Origin of the sequence: Gordonia sp. CNJ-863, assembly GCF_001942325.1 — a bacterium.
Classification (GTDB): Bacteria; Actinomycetota; Actinomycetes; order Mycobacteriales; family Mycobacteriaceae; genus Gordonia; species Gordonia alkanivorans.
Map to the genome: position 1 here is coordinate 1 of NZ_MKKG01000075.1, position 1,368 is coordinate 1,368.

At 62.0% G+C, this 1,368-nt stretch carries 1 protein-coding gene and 1 pseudogene; both read right to left on the minus strand.

What is annotated here, in order from left to right:
- Nucleotides 1-102: 102 nt before the first annotated feature.
- Nucleotides 103-597: an HIT family protein gene (locus tag BJF87_RS22745; RefSeq protein ID WP_262339118.1), complete on the minus strand. Its 495-nt coding sequence runs from the start codon at nt 595-597 to the stop codon at nt 103-105.
- A 164-nt stretch (nt 598-761) separates the two neighbouring features.
- Nucleotides 762-1,211: pseudogene (locus BJF87_RS27020) on the minus strand (uracil-DNA glycosylase); the annotation flags it as partial.
- Nucleotides 1,212-1,368: the final 157 nt, after the last annotated feature.

Below are 1,368 nucleotides of genomic sequence, written 5' to 3' on the forward strand. Positions count from 1 at the left end.
ACGAAGGTCTCCCGGTTGTGAAGTGTGTGTCGTAGCAGCTCCACTTCACGACGGGAGACCTTCGCTGTTCAACGACCCACTACCGCGTGTCGTCGCAATCCCTCAACCAACCTGCCTGGGCAGTACAACTAACTCCGGAAGAAGGTATTTGGCCCGACCATCGATCAGGACGGGCGAGGCCGGTACGAGGCCACCATCCGGTGGCTCAGTCGGCGCCAAGTAGTTGCCCCGTTCCGGGATGACGTGCCGAACGCCTCCCCGCGGGTCTGGAACGTCGCCTTGTCGCCGAGGGATGACATGGATATGGAGGTGCTTGATCGTTTGGCCGGCGGCACGCCCGGCGTTGAAACCCACGTTAAAGCCGTCGACGGGACCGTGCTGCGCCAGGATCACGTCCCGCACTTCGTCGACCAGTCCGAACAGGTCTGCTTTCTCCTCGGCTGTCGCGACCCACCAGTCCTCGATCTCTCGGCGCGAGATCACAAGGGCGTGGCCCGGACTGACCGGGTACGCATCCCAGATCGCGAACGCCGATCGGTTTGAAGCGATCCACTCGCTCCGAGGGATATCTACAAATGGGGACTCAGGTGGGTTCATTCAGGCACTCCGGAATTCTTCTGCAAAACTCTCGACAAACACGTCAGGTGACTACGCGGGGTCGACACGTCGATTCGTATAGCTCCATTGACATCGAGTGAACCAGAACGCGCGCCACCACTCAGATGGAGGGGCCGCGCCACGATTCCAATCGGGAAATGGCATTACCCGTTGGGTCGGAGACGTTGCGCAACATCGCCAATCGCGTCTTCGAACCGTTCCCTGCCACCGGCGGTGTTCAATCCACGCATGGAACAGTGCGGGATATTGCCGCCCGGTACGTACACGCCGGGTCGGTTGACTCCTGCTCGTGTCCATCCGTCCCGGGCTGCCGCGCCGAGTAGCAGCACGATTTCGAGGTTGGGTAGCAGGTCGACGACTTCACGTGTCCAGCGAACGGCACGCACACGTTCACTCGGGGTGGATCCGCCGTTCTTCTCGCCGGCAACAGGGAACGGAACAACATTCCAATGCACGACGTCAGCCCACGCAACGCCGTGTCGCGCGTACGCTTCTCGGCAGTTTCGCGCAGTGCGGTCGTTGTTGTCCAAGCTGAGAAGTCCAGAGCCGGTTCCGGCTTCGGCCTTCGTGGACGGGTTGTCGAGCAACACCAGTGGATCGCCCCGGGTTTGCTGGGGGCTCGGTTACTTGGTTCCAGCGACTGCCGGGACCGGGTTCTCACGGTAGCTGGTGACTGTGTGGGTCGACCAGTAGGTGGTCTCGTACTCGACGGGTGGGACGTGCCCGATCTCGCCGTGCAGGCGGCGGTGG

Excerpts from the sequence above, each read along its gene's own strand:
- BJF87_RS22745 (WP_262339118.1), bottom strand. The coding sequence starts at position 597 with ATGAACCCACCTGAGTCCCCATTTGTAGATATCCCTCGGAGCGAGTGG.